At 65.3% G+C, this 16,126-nt stretch carries 22 protein-coding genes; 12 read left to right on the top strand and 10 right to left on the bottom strand.

Going from position 1 to position 16,126, the window contains the following annotated elements:
• Positions 1-98 precede the first annotated feature (98 nt).
• The 4 genes from DLM85_RS22930 to DLM85_RS22915 all read left to right on the top strand — a co-directional run bounded on the left by DLM85_RS22930 (position 99) and on the right by DLM85_RS22915 (position 3,039).
• Positions 99-461: a VOC family protein gene (locus tag DLM85_RS22930; RefSeq protein WP_111480522.1), complete on the top strand. Its 363-nt coding sequence runs from the start codon at positions 99-101 to the stop codon at positions 459-461.
• 190 nt (positions 462-651) lie between these two features.
• Positions 652-1,359 carry an Hsp20/alpha crystallin family protein gene (locus DLM85_RS22925; RefSeq protein ID WP_111480521.1) on the top strand — a complete coding sequence of 236 codons (708 nt, stop codon included), beginning with the start codon at positions 652-654 and terminating at the stop codon, positions 1,357-1,359.
• Between the two features lie 100 nt (positions 1,360-1,459).
• Positions 1,460-2,404, top strand: coding sequence for a T9SS type A sorting domain-containing protein (locus DLM85_RS22920; protein WP_111480520.1), 945 nt, complete (start codon positions 1,460-1,462; stop codon positions 2,402-2,404).
• A 251-nt stretch (positions 2,405-2,655) separates the two neighbouring features.
• Positions 2,656-3,039: an Hsp20/alpha crystallin family protein gene (locus tag DLM85_RS22915; RefSeq protein ID WP_111480519.1), complete on the top strand. Its 384-nt coding sequence runs from the start codon at positions 2,656-2,658 to the stop codon at positions 3,037-3,039.
• Between the two features lie 180 nt (positions 3,040-3,219).
• Here the strand turns inward: DLM85_RS22915 and DLM85_RS22910 are convergent, their stop codons facing one another.
• Complete coding sequence (locus tag DLM85_RS22910) at positions 3,220-3,549, bottom strand: hypothetical protein (RefSeq protein ID WP_111480518.1); 330 nt, start codon at positions 3,547-3,549, stop codon at positions 3,220-3,222.
• A gap of 117 nt (positions 3,550-3,666) precedes the next feature.
• On the opposite strand from DLM85_RS22910, the gene DLM85_RS22905 reads away from it, so the two are divergent.
• Genes DLM85_RS22905 through DLM85_RS22895 form a run of 3 tightly spaced genes read left to right on the top strand, consistent with a single transcriptional unit; the run spans position 3,667 to position 5,157 of the window.
• Positions 3,667-4,530 (top strand): glycoside hydrolase family 25 protein, encoded by an 864-nt coding sequence (locus DLM85_RS22905; RefSeq protein ID WP_111480517.1) that lies wholly within the window; start codon positions 3,667-3,669, stop codon positions 4,528-4,530.
• 24 nt (positions 4,531-4,554) lie between these two features.
• Positions 4,555-4,935 carry a septal ring lytic transglycosylase RlpA family protein gene (locus tag DLM85_RS22900; protein ID WP_111480516.1) on the top strand — a complete coding sequence of 127 codons (381 nt, stop codon included), beginning with the start codon at positions 4,555-4,557 and terminating at the stop codon, positions 4,933-4,935.
• A gap of 24 nt (positions 4,936-4,959) precedes the next feature.
• Positions 4,960-5,157, top strand: coding sequence for a hypothetical protein (locus DLM85_RS22895; protein WP_111480515.1), 198 nt, complete (start codon positions 4,960-4,962; stop codon positions 5,155-5,157).
• Positions 5,158-5,249: 92 nt separating this feature from the next.
• Here the strand turns inward: DLM85_RS22895 and DLM85_RS22890 are convergent, their stop codons facing one another.
• Positions 5,250-5,657: a DUF6799 domain-containing protein gene (locus tag DLM85_RS22890; RefSeq protein WP_111480514.1), complete on the bottom strand. Its 408-nt coding sequence runs from the start codon at positions 5,655-5,657 to the stop codon at positions 5,250-5,252.
• A gap of 143 nt (positions 5,658-5,800) precedes the next feature.
• Between DLM85_RS22890 and DLM85_RS22885 the strand changes: the two genes are divergently transcribed.
• From DLM85_RS22885 to DLM85_RS22875, 3 genes are all read left to right on the top strand, one after another.
• Positions 5,801-6,142 (top strand): DUF3140 domain-containing protein, encoded by a 342-nt coding sequence (locus DLM85_RS22885; protein WP_111480513.1) that lies wholly within the window; start codon positions 5,801-5,803, stop codon positions 6,140-6,142.
• Between the two features lie 115 nt (positions 6,143-6,257).
• Positions 6,258-7,211, top strand: coding sequence for a DnaJ C-terminal domain-containing protein (locus DLM85_RS22880; protein ID WP_111480512.1), 954 nt, complete (start codon positions 6,258-6,260; stop codon positions 7,209-7,211).
• A gap of 13 nt (positions 7,212-7,224) precedes the next feature.
• Entirely contained in the window at positions 7,225-7,548 is a 324-nt protein-coding gene (locus tag DLM85_RS22875; RefSeq protein ID WP_111480511.1) for a chaperone modulator CbpM, read from the top strand.
• A 76-nt stretch (positions 7,549-7,624) separates the two neighbouring features.
• Here DLM85_RS22875 and DLM85_RS22870 read toward each other — a convergent pair whose 3' ends face one another.
• The 8 genes from DLM85_RS22870 to DLM85_RS22835 all read right to left on the bottom strand — a co-directional run bounded on the left by DLM85_RS22870 (position 7,625) and on the right by DLM85_RS22835 (position 13,850).
• Positions 7,625-8,128 (bottom strand): hypothetical protein, encoded by a 504-nt coding sequence (locus DLM85_RS22870; RefSeq protein WP_111480510.1) that lies wholly within the window; start codon positions 8,126-8,128, stop codon positions 7,625-7,627.
• Positions 8,125-9,228: a hypothetical protein gene (locus tag DLM85_RS22865; RefSeq protein ID WP_207891090.1), complete on the bottom strand. Its 1,104-nt coding sequence runs from the start codon at positions 9,226-9,228 to the stop codon at positions 8,125-8,127. The genes DLM85_RS22870 and DLM85_RS22865 overlap by 4 nt, the downstream gene beginning before the upstream one ends.
• Before the next feature lie 430 nt (positions 9,229-9,658).
• Positions 9,659-10,393 (bottom strand): ZIP family metal transporter, encoded by a 735-nt coding sequence (locus tag DLM85_RS22860; RefSeq protein WP_111480508.1) that lies wholly within the window; start codon positions 10,391-10,393, stop codon positions 9,659-9,661.
• 48 nt (positions 10,394-10,441) lie between these two features.
• The gene (locus DLM85_RS22855) at positions 10,442-11,194 is read right to left on the bottom strand and encodes a class I SAM-dependent methyltransferase (protein ID WP_111480507.1); all 753 of its coding nucleotides are present in this window, start codon (positions 11,192-11,194) and stop codon (positions 10,442-10,444) included.
• 140 nt (positions 11,195-11,334) lie between these two features.
• The gene (locus DLM85_RS22850) at positions 11,335-11,706 is read right to left on the bottom strand and encodes a hypothetical protein (RefSeq protein WP_111480506.1); all 372 of its coding nucleotides are present in this window, start codon (positions 11,704-11,706) and stop codon (positions 11,335-11,337) included.
• Between the two features lie 53 nt (positions 11,707-11,759).
• The gene (locus tag DLM85_RS22845) at positions 11,760-12,410 is read right to left on the bottom strand and encodes a hypothetical protein (protein ID WP_111480505.1); all 651 of its coding nucleotides are present in this window, start codon (positions 12,408-12,410) and stop codon (positions 11,760-11,762) included.
• Between the two features lie 85 nt (positions 12,411-12,495).
• Complete coding sequence (gene nadC / locus DLM85_RS22840) at positions 12,496-13,356, bottom strand: carboxylating nicotinate-nucleotide diphosphorylase (protein ID WP_111480504.1); 861 nt, start codon at positions 13,354-13,356, stop codon at positions 12,496-12,498.
• Positions 13,357-13,451: 95 nt separating this feature from the next.
• A complete protein-coding gene (locus DLM85_RS22835) occupies positions 13,452-13,850 on the bottom strand; it encodes a DUF4783 domain-containing protein (protein WP_111480503.1) in 399 nt (132 codons plus the stop codon).
• A 143-nt stretch (positions 13,851-13,993) separates the two neighbouring features.
• Here DLM85_RS22835 and gpmI point away from each other — a divergent pair, with 143 nt between their 5' ends.
• Entirely contained in the window at positions 13,994-15,535 is a 1,542-nt protein-coding gene (gpmI, locus tag DLM85_RS22830) for a 2,3-bisphosphoglycerate-independent phosphoglycerate mutase (protein ID WP_111480502.1), read from the top strand.
• Positions 15,528-16,121 (top strand): hypothetical protein, encoded by a 594-nt coding sequence (locus tag DLM85_RS22825; RefSeq protein WP_111480501.1) that lies wholly within the window; start codon positions 15,528-15,530, stop codon positions 16,119-16,121. Before gpmI ends, DLM85_RS22825 begins: the two co-directional genes overlap by 8 nt.
• Positions 16,122-16,126: the final 5 nt, after the last annotated feature.

The following is a 16,126-nucleotide window of genomic DNA, read 5'->3' as shown; positions in this document are numbered from 1 at the left end:
AATGCGCCGGGCATTCCCAAACTGGGGCGGCGGGAGCTTGCTTATCGATGCGTGGCAGCGCTATTTGCCGGCTGGTTATTCACTGTTTTGCCCTACGCATGTTCCAAGGCTTACGCACCATTGTGTACCCCGTCCGAGACCTGGCCCGTGCCCGCCAGTGGTACGCCCAGGTTCTGGGCCAGCCGCCCTATTTCGACGAGCCGTTTTATGTAGGCTTCAACGTGGGCGGCTACGAGCTGGGCCTCGACCCCGACAGCCCGGGCACCGGGCCGGGCGGCCCCGTCACCTACTGGGGCGTGCCCGATGCGGCCGCCGCCTACACCCGCCTGCTGGAGCTGGGCGCCCAGCCCCACGAAGCCGTGCACGAAGTGGGCGGCGGCATCTACGTGGGCTGCGTGCTCGACCCGTTCGGCAACCTGCTGGGCGTCATTCAGAACCCGCACTTTCAGCTGCCGGGCTAGCTTCTTTGCTGCTCCCGCAGCCGTGTAGCCGGCCGCCGCAGACCCTGCGGCGGCCGGCTTTGCTTTTGGCGGCTATTTAGTCTGACCACAAGCTACTTACGCCCAACATTGTGCAACCTGCCGGGCGGGGCGGCAGTATGTACAGGTTACCGTACTCCACTCATTTTCAACCCTTAAACTCACCCCTGCCATGGCTATCCAACGGTATTCCGACGCGTTCGGCGACCTGATGCCGCAGAGTTTCTCGGCAATGATGGACCGCTTTTTCAACGACTCCATGAACTCGCGCGGGCAGCTCAACGCCTTCGTGCCCCACGTCGACGCCTACGAAACGGAGCAGAGCTACGAAATCGAGGCCGCGCTGCCCGGGCTGAAGCGCGACGACATCAAGGTCGAGTTTCAGCACGGGCGCCTGAGCATTTCGGGCGAGCGGCGCCTGCAACAGGAACGCCACGGCCGCCGCTACCACCTGCTCGAAAGCCAGTACGGCTCGTTTCACCGCTCGTTCCAGCTGCCCGACGTGGCCAGCGCCCAGGGCATCGACGCGCAGTTTGAGGACGGCGTGCTGCGCATCTCGGTGCCGAAAGACCAGCAGAAAACCCTGCGCCACCAGATTCAGGTGCGCGGCGCCCAGCCGGCCGCCGGCGGGCCGGCGCACCCGGCGGCCACGGCCATTGCGGTGGAAAGCGGCCCCGGCAGCAGCCAGCGCCCGGCCGCCCGCGAAGCCCAGCCGGTCCACAGCAACGCCGCCATGGCCAGCCACAACGCCGCCGCCAGCCCAGGCGTGAGCGGGCAGCCCGGCAGCCCGGGCCCCACCTGGACCAGCGCCCACGCCCCGTCGGAGCACTACGGCGACGGGCACCCCGACGACGGGGCCGGCTCCGAACGGCGCGGGTAAGCACTCCGCTGCCGATATTTGCCCCGGCCCCGCAGCCGCCCGACGGCTGCGGGGCCGGTTGTTGGGGCGGTTATTCGCTCGTCTGCTCTCCTTTGCTGCTATGAAGCATTGCTTTACCCCTCTGGTCCGGCTTGCGCTGGGCACCGGGCTGCTGCTGGGCGCGGCCCCGGCCCACGCCCAGCTCACGGCCACCGTGCTCACCGGCACGCCCACTTCGCTGGCCAGCACCAACGGCGGCCCGATTTACCGCTCCTCGGCTTCCAGCACCTACTTGGCCAGCCAGTTCGCCTACGTGTTCGACGGGCCCGAGCTTGGCCTGGCGGGCTTGCGCAGCGGGGACCGGATTACCGACATTGCCTGGGAGAAAACCACCGGCGGCGCCAGCAACCGGCCCGGCACTTTCCGCATTCTGCTGAAAAACTCCGGCCTCACCACCTACACCACCGATGCCAGCTTCGGCGCGCTGACGCTCGACGCCACCGAAGCCTACAACAACGCTGGCTACCTGGTGCCAGCCACCATTGGCCTGATCAGCTTTCCGCTGACCTCGCCGTTTACCTACACCGGCCAGTCGCTGGAAGTATTCACGGACTGGAACATGAGCGCCACCGGCACCGGCATGCCCGCCACCGGCTCGTTCCTGTGGGTGCAGTACCTGGTGCCCGATAAGATCCTGGGCTTTGCCGCCCTGGCCCCGTTCACCACCAACCTCTCGCCTACCTCCAACGGGCCCAGCTCCCTGAACGATATCCGGCCCAAAACCACCTTCACCTACACCCGCCTGAACGGCACCCGGGCGCGGGTGCTGCTGTCGGGCGGGGCCTACCCCAATCCGACCACCGGGCCGCTGCGCCTAGCCCTGCACCCGGCCTTTGCCGGCCAGGTGCGCCAGGCCACCGTGCTCGATGCCGCCGGGCGGGAGCTGCGCCGCTGCGAGCTAAGCCCCGCCGGCGACATCAACCTTGGAGCGCTGCCGGCCGGTGTGTACCTGGTGCGCGTCCGCCTTGGGGCGCTGACCGAGCTTCACCGGGTGACGCTGGAATAAGTCTCGCTCCACAGCCTTATAAAAGTCTTTCTGCTCACGCGGGGAGGCTTTTTCGCCGTTTCGTGGTTATAGTAACCGGAGCGCCGCTACCGCCCGGCCAGCGCCAAATCGGCCAGACTGGCACGTTCGGTAGCGCCGCAAACCGGAATTTACCGCCAATATGGCAAGACAAGTAGTCGGCATGCCGACAAAACAGGTTGGTACGCAGTTTGCAAATCCACCCATCGACAGACAGAACAAGGACCACCGCCATGAAACTCATCAGCCAAGAATTCCTGCACAACATTGCTCCCCAACTCGACCTGCTCAACACGTTGGGCGGCGGAGTGACGCAGCCGCAGGTGCGCGTGCATAAGCGCGAACAGGGCGTGGTCATCCGGGTGTCGGCTCCGAGCGTGCGCCCCGAGACGTTCCACGTGGTACTGAACAATAACCGGCTGGACGTATTCGCCGAGTACCGTCCCGCGGCCGACGATCAGCTGGTCGCCCCGCTGTTCGTGCAGAGCTTCGAGCTGCCCGTCGAGCTGGACCTGACCCGCATCGATGCCGTGCACGAGGGCCGCGAGCTGCGCGTGCGCATTCCGTACCAGGACCCGAACACCAACCACCGCGAAATCAACATTCGCCGCCGCTAGGCTTCTCCGGCGGGCCTTGCCCGCTCCGCTCATACCGTCGGGACCGACCGACACCCCATGGTTTCACCGCCACTGCCTCGCCCGCAGTGGCTTTTTTGTTTTGTAATGAGTGGGTTTCGGCAGGACAGATGAGCCAACGCAAAGACGGCCTACGCATCCGCTCAGCCGAAATCCACTCGTCTATTCAAACAACGGCCAGAGCAGCAGGAACATCACCAGCAACGACAGCAGAAACCACGGCATGATCTGGCTGCGGTAGCGGCGGGGCAGCTGGTTGCTCAGCAGCAGCACGGCGATGATAACCAGCGTCAGGTGCCCGAGCAGGAAGGCGGTGGTCTTCACCCAGTTGCGCACGATAGTATTTTCGGCCTGAAACTGGTTTTGCTCGCCCAGGCCCGAAGTGGCCCAGCGCAGCAGGTAGTACACGGCGGTTTCGAAGGCCGCGAAGCCCACTAAACCAAGCAGAAAGGCCCGGGGGCCGGAAACTTCGGAACGGACGTCGGCAGCCATAGCAGCGGGGTGGTGAGGGCCTGAAATTACCAGTTTGGCCGCAGCCCGGCACCGTGGCGGGCACCAGCAAGCAGCATCTTGACGTTATCTTCGCTCTTCGCCCACCCTTGCCCACCTATGCCGCGCGTCCGCCGTGTTTCTGCTGCTGCTACCCGCCGTCCGGCCCCGCGCCGCGCGGGTCGGGGCGGCTGGCGGCGCACCGCACTGGCGACGCTGCTGCTGCTGGCGCTGGGCACGGGGCTGTTTTACGGGCACTACCGGCGGCAGCTACACCGCTACGTGCGCCGCACCTGGGCCACGCTCTCGGCCGACTACCTCACGGGCCGGGAAAAAACCCCGCTGCTCGACGGCTACTCGGTGCACGGCATCGACGTGTCGTCGTACCAGGGCCGCATCGACTGGGAAGAGGTGGCGCGGCACCGGGTGCGCTTTGCCTTCATCAAGGCCACGGAGGGCGTGAGCCTGCGCGACCGGCGCTTCGCCCGCAACTGGCGCGGGGCCAAGCAGGCGGGCATCTGCCGCGGCGCCTACCACTTCTTTCAGCCCAACTACGACGGCACCCAGCAGGCCAACCTCTTTACCCGCACCGCCGACCTCGGCCCCGGCGACCTGCCGCCCGTGCTCGACGTGGAAGCCCCCGAATTTCACGACGTGGCCGTGATGCGCCAGAACATCGGCACCTGGCTGCGGCTGGTGGAGCGTCACTACGGCGTGCGGCCCATCGTGTACTCTAACTACAGCTTCTACCGCCGCTACCTCGCCGGGCACTTCGATGACTACCCGCTCTGGCTGGCGCACTACGAGGTGGAAAAGCCCGCCTTGGCCCGCGAGAAGTGGATTATCTGGCAGCACTCCGACGAGGCCTACATTCCCGGCATCCGCGGCCACGTCGACTTCAACGTATACCAGGGCAGCTACGCCAACCTGCTGGCCCTGCGCATTCCGCCGCGCAAAGCCGCGTCGGCCGCTTCGCGCCGGTAGCGGCGCCCTTCCTTCGTTCTGCCTATGAATTCGTTGCCATTCCGCCGCCTGCCCGGCCTGCTGAGCCTGCTCTTGCTGGGCAGCTGCGCCGGCGGGGCCTACACCGAAACCGGCAAAGCCTCCTACTACGCCGACAAGTTCGACGGCCGCAAAACGGCCAGCGGCGTGCCCTACCGCCCCGGCAAGCGCACAGCCGCCCACAACACGCTACCCTTCGGCACGGTGGTGCGCGTGACCAATGCCCAGAACGGCCGCTCCGTCAAAGTCACCGTGAACGACCGGGGGCCGCACGTGAAGGGCCGCATCATCGACCTCTCGAAGAGCGCCGCCCGCAAAATCGGCGTCGATAAGGCCGGCGTGGCGCCCGTCAAGCTCAAAGTGGTGCGCAAGGGCAGCGGCCGCTGATTCCGACCTTCTTTCCCTCTCCCCATGCGCATCCGCAAGAAAGTAAAATGGACCATGCCGCCGGCCACCACCAGCCGCTTCGTGACGCTGGCCCAGTTCGTGAAAGCCGCCGAGCAGCAAACCTGGTCGGAAACGGAAATCCAGTTCGTCATCGATGAGGTGGTAGAAGCCAAGGACGACGAGGAAGCCCGCGTCATTTTGCAGGATTACACCTTCGGCTAAGCCGCCGGGGCGGGTCCAATGCCCGCGCTTAGACGCAAAAAAGCCCGTGACGGCATAGTCACGGGCTTTTGGGGTTGGGCAGCGGGCAAGGCCTACTTGCCTTTCTTCTTTTTGTTTTTGCCTTTGGGGTCGAGCATAGCGGCCTTGGCCAGGCTATCCTGCTCGGCTTTCATGCGCATGGTCAGCAGGCGGCCGCTCGGCGACATGTAGTCCCCGTTCTGCAATTGCGCGGTGCTGCCGTCGGCCATGATAACCACGCCGTCGGGCTGCACCTTCACGCCGCTGGGCAGCGTCGTCAGGGCTCCTACGGGCATGGTGTGGCCGTTTTCGGTGTGCATCACTTTCCCGTCCTGCATCATGAAGCCGTCCTTTACGCCGGCATTCTTCATCACGGGGCGCTGCGGCACGGCAGCTTTACGCGGCGCGGGGCGCGTTTGGGCTTGGGCAGCAATGCCCAACGTGAGCAGGCCCAGGGTCAGGAGAGTCGAAGAAAACTTCATGGGAGAATGGGTGGTAAAAGGGAAAGAGATGAAAGATACGGCAAATCGGCAATATCGGTCAAGTACAACCACCGGCCGTGCTGCCACATTTTCGCCACTAACGGACCAACTCCTGATTTCGTTCACCCCTCAGTTGCAAAATCATGGCTACGAAACCATCAGACGACATTTATCACCAATTCAAGACGGACGTGAACATGACCGCGACCGAGCTCGACAAATGGCTGAAGACGGAAGAATCCAAATCCGTCGGACAGGACAGCGGCGACGGGGAAAGCATCGGCCATCACTCCGGGTTGCGCATCGTGGAAATACTGCACAAGAAAAAAGCCGAGCTAACGGCCGACGACGAAGCCCACATGCACAAGGTGCACAGCTACGTGAGCCGCCACCTGGCCCAGGGCCCGCACGACCAGAAAGACGTGGCAACCTCGCGCTGGCGCTACTCGCTGATGAACTGGGGCCACGACCCGCTGAAGAAGTAATTCTGAATGTTGAATTATGAATTCTGAATGGGGGCTGTTTCTTTCGGGTTGAGCCGCCGGGAGTGGCTTCCCAAATTCAGAATTCGACATTCAGAATTCAGAATTCCCCTCTGCCATGGACTACAAGGACTACTACAAGGTGCTGGGCGTCGAGAAATCGGCCACCAAGGACCAGATCAAGAAGGCATACCGCAAGCTGGCCCGCCAGTACCACCCCGACGTGAACCCCAACGACCCGGAGGCCGAGCGGAAGTTCAAGGAAGTCAACGAGGCCAACGAAGTGCTGTCGGACGACGACAAGCGCCAGAAGTACGACCAGCTGGGCGCCGACTGGCAGCGCTACCAGCAGGGCGGCGGGCGCGGCGGCTTCGGCGGGCAGGGCGGCTTCGACTGGTCGCAGTACGCCGGGCAGGGCGGCGCCGGGGGCTTCGGCGGCTTTGGTGGCGGGGGCGGCTTCGGCGGCGACGCCGACTTCTCCGACTTCTTCAGCTCCATCTTCGGGGGCATGGGCGGCGGAGGCGGGGCCCGCAGCAGCCGGCCCGGCGCCGGGCAGGACTACCAGGCCGAAATGGAGCTGACGCTGGAAGAAGCCTTCCACGGCGGCCCGCGCACCGTGAACGTGAACGGCAAGAGCCTGCGCCTGACCATCAAGCCCGGGGTGGAAGACGGGCAGACCATCCGGCTGCGCGACCAGGGCGGCCCCGGCCGCCACGGCGGGCCCAACGGCTCCTTGCTCATCACCTTCCGCCTGCGCCCCGACGCCCGCTACGTGCGCACCGGCCACGACCTGACCATGGACGTGCCCGTGAGCCTCTACAAAGCCCTGCTGGGCGGCGAGCAGGTGGTGGAAACGCTCGGCGGGCCCGTCAAAATCAAGCTCAAGCCCGAAACGGCCAACAACACCCGCCTGCGCCTGCGCGGCAAGGGCTTCCCCGTGTACGGCCACGCCGACCGGCACGGCGACCTGTACCTGCGCCTGCAGGTGGAGCTGCCCCAGCACCTTTCGGAGCAGGAAAAAGAACTCGTGCGCCAGCTGGCCCAGCTGCGCGGCGAAACCGTGTCGGCCTAATTCGTCACTCGCCATGACCCACTACGTGACCCTCACCTTCCGCGACTGCGCCAGCACCTACGGCCTTTCCGAAACCGTGCTGCACGAGCTGGCCGACCTGGGCTGGCTGCGCCTGCAACCCGAAGCCGCCGAGCCCCTCATCGAAGACGAAGCCGACCACCTGGCCCGCCTCGCCCGCCTGCACCACGAGCTGCACCTCGCCCCCGAAGGCATCGACCTGGTCTTGGCCATGCGCCGCCGCCTGGTGCAGCTGCAGTACGAGCTGACGCGCCAATCGGCCCGGGCGGCGCAGCTGGAAGCCTGGGTGCGCCGCCACCCGGCTACCGATGCGGAGTAACACCCGGGCATTGCTGCTGAGGTGCCTCGGTTGTACCTGAAAACATCAAAACGGTCATGCTTGCTGTCTGCACGGCCTAGCCCGGGTCGCCCAATTCGGGGAGCGGGCCAATAGTTTGTCGCCACCAGTCGAGCAGGGCTAAGTCGCGCGGACGGCCGATCTGGGCTTTCTGCTGTAGGATGGCGGCGGTGCGCATCAGGGGCAGCCCTTCGTGATAATGGCTATTGGCCTGGAATGCCGGCCAGCTTAGGGAATCATGCTCGTAGGTGCAGTCGAGCACGGCGCCGGCCCGGCGGGCGCGCAGGTAGTACTTGCCCGCCAGCGCTGCCGCAGCGAGTGGTAGCTGAACTGGGACTTCCCAGAGCGTCACCTGCCAGCCAGCGGCTTGCAGCAGCTCTGTCAAGTGGTTGAGCACGGCCACATCGGGCGGGAGCTGCAGGTCGCAGTCGGCGACGAGGCGGCGCGGCAGCTGCGGGCACTGCCGGCGCAGGGCGAACGTGCCCAGCCCTACGAACGGCACGCCGGCGGCCGATAGGGCGCGGAGCGTGCGCAGGTAGAGCTGCTCGTGGGCGGCCGTCATGGCCGGGGCGCGGCGGCCGGGGCGTCGAGGCGGCTGAGCACGTGGCTGTCGGGGTCCCAGTCGCCGGCCAGCGTGCCGTCAGAGTGCAGAATCAGCTTCTGCAGCACCCCGGTGGCGTTGGCCGCTTGCAGGGCGGGGTAGCTGCTGGTTTCGAAGATGACGTCGGTGCCCTGCCAGCGGTAATGCTCGTTGTAGTAATAGTAACCAAAGGTGCTGCCCGCGTACTGCCAGCCCGGCCGCGGCTCCTCCAGCGTGGGCACCACGGCCGCCAGCAGCGGCTCGATGGGCACCCGCTCGGCCTCAATCCACTCGGTAAAGCGGTTGGGCAGGTAGCTGCCTTCCAGCCGGCTCAGCTCCCGAAACACCACCCGGCGCACGCCCAGGCCGGCGGCCCAGGCCAGGTACCGTTCCACGTCGGGCAGCGAGGCAATACCGGCGCGGGTCAGAATGCAGGAGTTTTTGACGGCCAGGTGCTGGTGCAGCGTGCGCACCGTGGCCGCGTACACGGCGTTGTGGCGCATGGGCTGGTTGCGGTTGAAGCGCATGATCTGCTGGTTCACCGCCTCGTCGTCGTGGCAGCGCGAAAGTTCCAGCCGGGTCAGGCCGAAATCCTGCAGGGCCGGGGCCAGGTCGGGGCTGAGCACGAAGCCGCTGCCGTTGGTATACAGCACTTTCTCGTCGAACACGCTGCCTTCGGCCTCCGCCGCGCCCAGGCTGGCCAGCAGCTCGCGCAGCCACTGCGGCTCCGCCGTGGCTTCGAGTCCCGATAAGCTCAGGCCCAGCGGCAGGCCCCGAAACGGCCGCAACACCGCTTGCAGCCGGGCAAAATAGGCCGGGTAGTCGTCGATGAGGCGCTTGGCCGTGAGCTGGTGCCCGTCGTAGCGTTGCAGCTCCTCGGAGCAGAAGGCGCAGTGGGCCGTACAGCGCACCGCGTTGGCGAAGGGCGTGAAGGTCAGGCCCGGCCTCAGCTGCCACGGGTGCCCGAAGGCCTCGACGGCCACCGGCGCCACGGGCTGGTACAGGCGCCAGGCCTGTTGCCGGAACTGCGCCAGCTCGGCCGAGGTAGCCGCTACGCGAAACTGATTACGCGACGAAGTCATGGGCGAGGCCATACCGTTGCAAGCCAGCCCCGGACACACTCCATCGAGGATACATTGGAGCAGCTACCCGCGCAGGCCGTACAGACAGAATGGTAGTTTAGTAAGGTAGGGAAATTGCCGCTCATCCGTACTCGTACTACGATAAGGCTGCTGTGGTTCGGCGGCCCCACTAACTGCCGACTGGCTGGGGTGCCCTTGAAGCGGCGGTTTCAGCCAGCAGCGCTGGATCTTTCTTGGCCAACGCGGCGGCGCTTATTAATCGTTTGGCAACCCGGTTAAATAGGCTTAAACCTCCGATTTCAAACAAGAAACGGTGGGCTACACGCTCAGGCTGCGGGTTCCCACACGGCAACGCTTACCTGAGTGCTTAGACTTTCCTTTCCAATCCGGAAATTGTAGTGCTAAGCCGAAGAGTAGCATTACGTTGCACTTAATGCCCGTTCACCAGCAGGGCCAGCCCGGCGCCCAGCACCGTGGCCAGCAGCTTGCGCACGTTGATTTTATGCTCGGGGCTGACTTCGAAGAGAATGGTGGTCGACACGTGCAGGAAGTTGCCGCTCACCAGGCCCAGCAGCGCCGGGTACCAGCCGCCCTGCTGCAGCGGGTCGAGGCCCTGGTAGTAGCTGAAAAGTACGCCCAGCGGCGCGGCGGCGGCGAATATCGTCAGCCAGGGCAGGGCTTTGTTGAACGAGCCCAGGCGCGTGACCAGCACCGCCATCAGAGCAAACGCGGCCGGAATGTGGTGCAGGGCCACGCCGGTGAGCACCGCGTAGAAGCCGCCGGGCACTTCGCCGCCGGGGCTTTGCACCAGAATGCTCCCTTCCATGAAGCCGTGCAGCGTGAGCGAGCCGAGCAGCAGAAAGGGCACGCCCGCGTGGGCGTGCTCGGCGTGCACGTGCTGATGGCCATGCTCCACGCCCTGCGAAAACAGCTCCAGCACCAACTGTCCGAAAAAGCCGGCCAGCACGAAGTAGCCCACGCGGTGGCTATCGGTATCCAACTCCAGCGCCTCGGGCAGCAGGTGGGTAAGCGTGAGCGTGACCAGGTAGGCCCCGCTGAAGGCCAGCAGGGGCCGCAGCCAGGTGGTGTGGGCCGTCGGGACGAAGCGCGTGAGCCAGCCGGCGCCGAGCACCGTCACAAACAGCAGCAGAAGGGCTACGAGCATTACGGGTAAGCGGCCCGCCCGCGGCGCCCTGGGGCACCGGCGGCGGGCTTATTTCTTGAGGATGAAAATCATGCGCGGGCTTTCGGCCTGCACGTAGGGGCGCAGGTCGTAGTCGCCCAGCACCTCGCCCAGCCGCAGCCCGGCCAGGTAGAAGTACTCGCGGAACCGGTCTACGCTCAAAGCGCGCACGCGTTCCTGAAAATGTTGGGGCTGCCCCTCGCGGTCCACGAAGCGGATGTCCTTCACCACGAAGTCGCGGTCGAGGTGGCGGTGCAGTTCGAAGGTGATGCCCTCCACGTGCTTGGTTTCGTGGGCCACCAGCTCGCGCACCGTCCGCTCGGTGTTCATGAAGTCGATGACCAGCTTGCCCCCGTAGTGCATGGTATCGACGGCGTTGCGCAGGGCCACCACGTTTTCGGCTTCCTCGTCGAAGTACCCGAAGGAGGTAAACAAGTTCAGCACGAAATCGAACGGGCCGTAGGGCAAGGGCGCCCGCATGTCGTGCACGTGGAAGTGCAGCCGCTCGTTCTCGGCCGCCCGCGCCGCGTCGATGTTTTCGGCCGAGAGGTCGATGCCCGTCACGTCGAAGCCCTGCTCGTTCAGGTACACGGCGTGGCGGCCCCGGCCGCAGGCCAGGTCCAGCAGCCGTTCCTTGGGCTTGGGGTGCAGGTGGCGCAGCAGGTTGTCGAGAAAGTAGCGCGCCTCGTCGTGGTTGCGGTCCTGGTAGAGCAGGTGGTAGTACGGCGAGTCAAACCACGTGCTGAACCACTCCGCGGACTGGGCATAGGAGGTGGGATGCATAGGGGGCAGGCAATAGGCAGGGGCGCAAGTAAGCGGAAAATCGGCTGCTACCGCCCGCCGACGCCGACGCCCCGGCGCAGCAGCTGGCGCATGTCGGCCAGCCCTGCGCCGGGGCGTCGGAACAACCGGGACGGGGAAGCTTAGTTTTCCTTCTGCACTTCGCCGGGCTTGTCGCCCAGGTCGTGCTCGGTGGCGGTGTTTTCGGCGGCGGCCTCTTCGGCATTGGCCGAGGTAGTCTGCTCGGCCGACATCACGTCGTGCTTGCCGGCGGCGGCGTCCAGGGTTTGCGGGGCGTCGTGGTTCTGGCTGATGGGCTCGGCCACGGCGCCGCCCTTATGCTGGCTGGGCGCGTCGGTGGCGTGGTCGAAGTACTCGGTGTCGCGGGTGCCCGGGGGTACCGAGTCCACGGATACTTTCTTGTCGCCGCGCCAGTCGGAGGGCTCAGCGCTGCACGAAGCCAGGGCCAGCGTAGCCACGGCGGCCAGGCCCAGAACGAGTTTGTTGGAGGTCATATAAGGAAGGCGAAGAAGGTTCTCGGAATGCGAAGTACGGACAAAACCGCGGCTTAGGCAGCTTTCGGGGCCTCGGCGGCGCTGGGCGCGTTGGCGGGCAGCAGGTTTTTGCGGCGCAGCAGGTTTTCAAACATGGTCAGGTCCTTGGACGCCGGGAAAATGCGCAGCGGCAGGTGAATGAACACCGGCACCCACATCAGCTTGGCCAGCCACAGGCGCCAGCCCGATACCTGCTCGGACGCGTCGGGCTGCTTCAGGTAGAGCACGTAGGCGTCCTTGGTGCGCTTCACCGTCTCGATCATGTCCCAAGTCATGCCGCGGGGCTGGTCCTTGTCGTTGGCGCGCAGGGCGATGTAGCGCGGGTCGAACTCGTAGCTCAGGCGCTCAAACAGCACCTTGCCCTGCTCCAGCTGGGTGATGCCCGTCACCTGGGCCGAGCGCAGCAGCACGTAGAGCACCGTCACGAGCACGGCCGCCGCTATCCACCACCACGAAAAGCTGAAGATGGCCGGCAACGCCAGCACCACCAGCGGAATGGCGGCCTGCCACCAGTCCTTTTTCCAGACCTGCGTGAGGGCCATGCGGGTGTAGGTCTCCTTGTCGAGCTGGTACTTCTTGGTGCGGATGGCCAGCGGTGAAGGCTGCTGCGGCTGCTGGACGAACTGGCGGCCCGCGCCGCCCCCGCGGGGAATGGGTGGTTGCATGTTTGTTATGAATGGTTAAATGGCCGCATTGTTAAATTGTTAGTCGTTCATCGACAACAATTTAGCCATTCAACAATTTGACAATTTAAAACGCTTTCAGGCTCAAGTCCAGGATGTCGGCGGAGTGCGTGAGGGCGCCCACTGAGATGTAGTCGACGCCGGTTTCGGCCACCGCGCGGATGGTTTGCTCGGTGATGCCGCCCGAGGCTTCCGTGGGGAAGCGGCCGGCCACGATGGCAAGGGCCTCACGCATGGTGTCGGGCTTCATGTTGTCGAGCATGATGCGGTCGATGCCGCCGACTTCCACTACCTGCTCCACCTCACTCAGCGTGCGCGTCTCCACCACGATGGGCAGCGGCCGGCCCAGCTGCTTCAGGTACGCGTGCGTGGCTTCGATGGCGGGCCGAATGCCGCCGGCGTAGTCCACGTGGTTGTCCTTGAGCATGATCATGTCGAAGAGGCCGAAGCGGTGGTTCACGCCGCCGCCGATGAGCACGGCCCATTTCTCGCAGAGGCGGAAGCCCGGCGTGGTCTTGCGCGTGTCGAGCAGCCTGGCCGGGGTGCCGGCAATGAGCGAGGTCAGGTAGGCCGTTTTGGTGGCAATGCCGCTCATGCGCTGCATGCAGTTGAGCACCAGCCGCTCGGCCGTGAGGATGCTGCGGGCCGGGCCTTCCACCGTCAGGGCCACGTCGCCGTGCTTCACGCGGCTGCCGTCGGGCAGCTGCACCGTCACCTGCAGCGCGGGGTCGACTTCGCGGAAAATCAGCTCGGCCAGCGCCACGCCGGCCAGCACGCCCTCGTCCTTCACCAGCAGGCGGGCCCGGTTGCGGGCCTCGGCCGGCACGCCAGCCAGCGACGAATGGTCGCCGTCGCCCACGTCTTCGGCCAGGGCCGAGTGAATAAAGGCGCGCAGCGCGTCGGGCGTGAGGTAGGGCGGGTTTTGCACAGGTGCAAAAATAAGGAAAGGCCCCGACTTAGCAGTCGGGACCTGACCCAGCGGAAGGAGGTAAAATCAGGGAAGAAAGTAGCAGTTCACTTCATCTATTCGCGGGTAAAACCGATTTCGTCGATTTGCTGACCGCCCTGCACGGGCTTGAGCTTGATGAAGACGCGGTAGCTGCCACTCTTGCCCAAGTACCGCCCGATGGCGTACTTGATGCCTTCGTTGGAGGAGCCCTGGTGCACCATCTCGAACGTAGCCGGGGAGTTCTTGGCGAAAAAATCCTTCAGCACGAACTCGGCCTGGGTGGCGCTGTAGCTCTGCTTTTCGCCGTCGAAGCCGATTTCCACCGTACCGCCAAAGTACTGGGAAACAGCCCGCGACGAACCGTTCTGAATGGCCGAGCGCACCGCCCCGAACGTATCGTTCTGGGCATACACGGCGGGGCTCAGCAAAGCCAGGCACAGCACCGTCAGCGCACGGAGTAGGTATCGTTTCATGGTAAGCGGGGGATTGCAGCGCGGCGTGAGCGAAAATTGTGCCAACTGCTTACGCGGGAGGCAAATCGTTGGTTCGGCGCGGCTGCGTCCAAAATAGTGAATCGGTACGGTTTCGCAGCACGCCAGCGCCTATCTTTGCGGACATGAATAAACCGGTACTGTTGGTAATCCTTGATGGGTGGGGTTTGGGCACCAATCCGGCCGTGTCGGCTATTGCCGCCGCCAAGACGCCTTTCGTGGATTCCCTCTTTCAGCGCTTTCCCCACAGCCGCCTCCAGGCCTCCGGCGAAGCCGTGGGGTTGCCCGAGGGGCAGATGGGCAATTCGGAAGTCGGCCACATGAACCTCGGCGCCGGCCGCGTGGTGTACCAGGATCTGGTGCGCATCAACAAGGCCGTGCGAGAGCGGAAGCTGGCCGCCATGCCCGCCCTGAAGCAGGCCTTTGAGTACCTGCGCCAGAATACCGACAAAAACCTGCACCTGATGGGCCTGCTCTCCGATGGCGGCGTGCACTCGCACATCGACCACCTGAAGGCCCTTTGCACCCTCGCCCACGACGAGGACGTGCACCGCGTGTTCATCCACGCCTTCACCGACGGCCGCGACACCGACCCCAAGGCCGGCGTGCGCTACGTCAACGACCTGGAGCAGCACCTGCAGCACGGGGCCAGCGGCAAAATCGCCTCCATCGTGGGGCGCTACTACGCCATGGACCGCGACAACCGCTGGGAGCGGGTGCAGGTGGCCTACGACCTGCTGGTCAACGGCAAGGGCCAGCGCTGCAACAACCTCATCGGGGCCATGCTCGACTCCTATAAGGCGGGCGTGACCGACGAATTCCTCAAGCCGCTGCTCAAAATCGGCTCCGACGACCAGCCGCTGGCCACCATCAAGGACGGCGACGTGGTCATCTGCTTCAACTTCCGCACCGACCGCGGCCGCGAAATCACGCAGGCGCTGACCCAGCAGGATTTCCACGCCTTCAACATGCACCGGCTGAACCTGCACTACCTCACGATGACGAACTACGACGCGACGTTCGTGGGCGTGCAGCCGATTTTCGACAAGGACAACCTGGAGCATACGCTCGGGCAGGTGCTGGCCGAACACGGCAAAAAGCAGATCCGCATTGCCGAGACGGAGAAGTACCCGCACGTGACGTTCTTCTTCTCGGGCGGCCGCGAAGCCGAGTTCGAGGGCGAAAGCCGCATCCTGCGCGCCTCGCCCAAGGTGGCTACCTACGACCTGCAGCCCGAAATGAGCGCCTACGAGCTGCGCGACGCGCTGGTGCCCGAGCTGCAGCAGCGCTCCGCCGACTTTGTGGTGCTGAACTTCGCCAACCCCGACATGGTGGGCCACACCGGCGTGTTCGAAGCGGCCGTGAAGGCCGTGGAAACCGTGGACCAGTGCGCCAATGACGTCGTTTCGGCGGCGCTGGCGGCCGGCTACGCCAGCATCATCATTGCCGACCACGGCAACGCCGACATGATGATCAACGAGGACGGCACGCCCAACACGGCCCACACTACCAACCTGGTGCCCTGCATCCTGGCCGACAACGACTACCAGGGCAAGCTGGCCGACGGCAAGCTGGGCGACATCGCGCCCACCGTGCTGGCTTTGATGGGACTGCCGCAGCCCGCCGACATGACCGGCGAATCGCTGCTGCGCCCGCGCAATGCGTAAGCTCCGCCCCTACCGGGCAGCCCAGGCGGCGCTAATCCTGCTCATCGGCGGGGTTGGCGCCGCTTGCTCGTCGGGGGCCGATGAGCGCCCGGCCCGCCGCCCCGCCGGCTACTTCGACACCCAGGGCCTGCTCGACGCGCAGGTACAGCGGCTGCAGGCCCAGCACCCGGGCCTGGAGAAGCGCGTGAGCCTGCGCGGCAGCACCCCCGAAACCCAGACGCTGGCCCGGCCCGACTGGGCCCACGAGCTGCAGCTGTTCTACCAGGCCGATATCAACAAGCCCGCCCTGCGCGGCGCCTACCAGATGCAGACCACCGACTCGGCCGGCCTCACGCGCCGCACCTTCCGCCGCCTGCCCGACGTGGACCACCCCGTGACCGAAATGACCGTGCTGCAGGCCGGCCCGACGGTGCGGGAGCTGCGCGCCACCGTCGACCAGGAGAATCCGCTGTTCTTTTCCGGCAAGCAGCTGCGCCTGCGCTTCGCGGCAGACGGTACGCTCAGCAGCTACCAGGTGCTGGGCCAGCAGAAGCTCGTGGGTTTCGATACCACGCGCTACGTGGCCCGCGGGCGGGTGCTGCGGTAATCCGC

Source organism: Hymenobacter edaphi, assembly GCF_003258365.1.
In the GTDB taxonomy this organism is placed as follows: Bacteria; Bacteroidota; Bacteroidia; order Cytophagales; family Hymenobacteraceae; genus Solirubrum; species Solirubrum edaphi.
Note: the sequence above shows the minus strand (reverse complement) of the source record. Positions and strands in the feature narration are given on the sequence as shown.

Excerpts from the sequence above, each read along its gene's own strand:
- DLM85_RS22930 (WP_111480522.1), top strand. The coding sequence starts at position 99 with ATGTTCCAAGGCTTACGCACCATTGTGTACCCCGTCCGAGACCTGGCC.
- DLM85_RS22925 (WP_111480521.1), top strand. The coding sequence starts at position 652 with ATGGCTATCCAACGGTATTCCGACGCGTTCGGCGACCTGATGCCGCAG.
- DLM85_RS22920 (WP_111480520.1), top strand. The coding sequence starts at position 1,460 with ATGAAGCATTGCTTTACCCCTCTGGTCCGGCTTGCGCTGGGCACCGGG.
- DLM85_RS22915 (WP_111480519.1), top strand. The coding sequence starts at position 2,656 with ATGAAACTCATCAGCCAAGAATTCCTGCACAACATTGCTCCCCAACTC.
- DLM85_RS22910 (WP_111480518.1), bottom strand. The coding sequence starts at position 3,549 with ATGGCTGCCGACGTCCGTTCCGAAGTTTCCGGCCCCCGGGCCTTTCTG.
- DLM85_RS22905 (WP_111480517.1), top strand. The coding sequence starts at position 3,667 with ATGCCGCGCGTCCGCCGTGTTTCTGCTGCTGCTACCCGCCGTCCGGCC.
- DLM85_RS22900 (WP_111480516.1), top strand. The coding sequence starts at position 4,555 with ATGAATTCGTTGCCATTCCGCCGCCTGCCCGGCCTGCTGAGCCTGCTC.
- DLM85_RS22895 (WP_111480515.1), top strand. The coding sequence starts at position 4,960 with ATGCGCATCCGCAAGAAAGTAAAATGGACCATGCCGCCGGCCACCACC.
- DLM85_RS22890 (WP_111480514.1), bottom strand. The coding sequence starts at position 5,657 with ATGAAGTTTTCTTCGACTCTCCTGACCCTGGGCCTGCTCACGTTGGGC.
- DLM85_RS22885 (WP_111480513.1), top strand. The coding sequence starts at position 5,801 with ATGGCTACGAAACCATCAGACGACATTTATCACCAATTCAAGACGGAC.
- DLM85_RS22880 (WP_111480512.1), top strand. The coding sequence starts at position 6,258 with ATGGACTACAAGGACTACTACAAGGTGCTGGGCGTCGAGAAATCGGCC.
- DLM85_RS22875 (WP_111480511.1), top strand. The coding sequence starts at position 7,225 with ATGACCCACTACGTGACCCTCACCTTCCGCGACTGCGCCAGCACCTAC.
- DLM85_RS22870 (WP_111480510.1), bottom strand. The coding sequence starts at position 8,128 with ATGACGGCCGCCCACGAGCAGCTCTACCTGCGCACGCTCCGCGCCCTA.
- DLM85_RS22865 (WP_207891090.1), bottom strand. The coding sequence starts at position 9,228 with ATGACTTCGTCGCGTAATCAGTTTCGCGTAGCGGCTACCTCGGCCGAG.
- DLM85_RS22860 (WP_111480508.1), bottom strand. The coding sequence starts at position 10,393 with ATGCTCGTAGCCCTTCTGCTGCTGTTTGTGACGGTGCTCGGCGCCGGC.
- DLM85_RS22855 (WP_111480507.1), bottom strand. The coding sequence starts at position 11,194 with ATGCATCCCACCTCCTATGCCCAGTCCGCGGAGTGGTTCAGCACGTGG.
- DLM85_RS22850 (WP_111480506.1), bottom strand. The coding sequence starts at position 11,706 with ATGACCTCCAACAAACTCGTTCTGGGCCTGGCCGCCGTGGCTACGCTG.
- DLM85_RS22845 (WP_111480505.1), bottom strand. The coding sequence starts at position 12,410 with ATGCAACCACCCATTCCCCGCGGGGGCGGCGCGGGCCGCCAGTTCGTC.
- DLM85_RS22835 (WP_111480503.1), bottom strand. The coding sequence starts at position 13,850 with ATGAAACGATACCTACTCCGTGCGCTGACGGTGCTGTGCCTGGCTTTG.
- gpmI (WP_111480502.1), top strand. The coding sequence starts at position 13,994 with ATGAATAAACCGGTACTGTTGGTAATCCTTGATGGGTGGGGTTTGGGC.
- DLM85_RS22825 (WP_111480501.1), top strand. The coding sequence starts at position 15,528 with ATGCGTAAGCTCCGCCCCTACCGGGCAGCCCAGGCGGCGCTAATCCTG.